This window comes from Halorubrum tibetense (genome assembly GCF_042661865.1).
In the GTDB taxonomy this organism is placed as follows: Archaea; Halobacteriota; Halobacteria; order Halobacteriales; family Haloferacaceae; genus Halorubrum; species Halorubrum tibetense.
This window is the reverse complement of the sequence record NZ_JBHSWW010000574.1, coordinates 1-746: the sequence shown is the minus strand read 5'-3', so window position 1 is coordinate 746 and position 746 is coordinate 1. Positions and strand designations below refer to the sequence as shown.

The window sequence follows — 746 nt, the reverse complement described above, 5'->3', positions numbered from 1 at the left end:
GCCCGCGGACCCGCGCGTCGGCCGGTCCGTCGTGGCGGAGGAACCAGTCGTCGACGCCGCACCGGACAGCGAGGCCACAGCGGCGATCCGGTCGTTGGCCGATCGGGTCCCGCGCTGACGGAGTTCCGCGCTGACTGCTCGAGACCAACGCTGGCTGCTCGGGATCACCGCCGATCGACTGAGACACGCACTGACAGACTGAGACCCGCACCGACGGACTGGGGCTCGCACTGACCGACACGGGGATCGGTCGGGTCGGCGAGCGAGACCGGGTGGTTTTAGCGGCCGCGCCCCAGAGACACGGCCGATGCTTACGGCCGCGTTCCTCGTCTCCGTCGGCGTCGTCGCGTTCCTCGCGGTCGAGGTCGGCCCGCTGATCGTCAACGACCGGTTCCGCGAGCTCCGGGAGCCGACCGACCCGGAACGGGCGGCGCTCGACGCGCTCCGTGAGGCGGCTGGGCTCGACGTCGACCGGGTCGCGATCGTCGAGACGAGCGGGTCGGAGTCCGTCGACGTCGCCGTCCGGGGTCCACCGCGCAGGCGGGTGCTGTTCGTCACCGACTACGAGCTCGACGAGCTCGACGAGGACGTCGCGATCGGGCTCCTGGCCGCGGAGTCGGGGCGAGTCGACGCCTACTACGGGGAGTTCCGCGCAGTCGCGGTGGCGGCCGTCGTCGGCCTGCTCGCGGCGATCGTGACGACGGTCGTCCCGTTCGGCTCGGGGTTCACGGCGGTCATCGCCGTCG

1 pseudogene is annotated in these 746 nt (G+C 72.3%); it reads left to right on the top strand.

Features of this window, described 5'->3' with window-relative positions:
- Positions 1-307: 307 nt before the first annotated feature.
- Positions 308-746 (top strand): annotated as a pseudogene (locus tag ACFQEU_RS17045) (peptidase); the annotation flags it as partial.